The 504-nt window shown below is 56.9% G+C and carries 1 protein-coding gene; it reads left to right on the top strand.

Going from position 1 to position 504, the window contains the following annotated elements; translation table 11 throughout:
• Positions 1–504: BCCT family transporter (locus tag ACTHUR_RS18810; RefSeq protein WP_440400290.1), on the top strand; the 504-nt coding region annotated here is incomplete at both ends.

Consider the following 504-nt stretch of genomic DNA (forward strand, 5'->3'; position numbering starts at 1 on the left):
CAGCTACGAACAAAACCATACTGAATGGTTCGGCGGCTGGACCATCTTATACTGGGCGTGGTGGTGTTCTTGGGCGCCTTTTGTCGGACTCTTCATCGCCCGCATTTCGCGCGGACGCACCATACGCGAATTTATTTTCGGCGTTTTGGCAGTTCCCTCCTTGTTCTGCGTCATCTGGTTTACCATCTTCGGCGACACCGCCATTTGGATTAACGACCACGTCGCAGGAGGCGCGCTCGGCGCATTGACCGGCACGCCTGAAAAACTCCTCTTCCGCTTCCTCGAATACCTGCCGCTGCCGACTATTACCGGATTCATCAGCCTGACGGTTATCGCCCTATTCTTCATTACCTCCGCCGACTCCGGCATTTACGTTCTCAACAACATCGCCTCCCGCGACAAAAGCCTAACCGCTCCGCGTTGGCAGGCAGTGATGTGGGGGCTGTTGATGTCAGCCGCAGCCATCGTCCTCTTGCGCTTCGGCGGACTGCCCACCCTGCAAAC

It is taken from the genome of Neisseria sp. P0021.S007 (assembly GCF_051956855.1).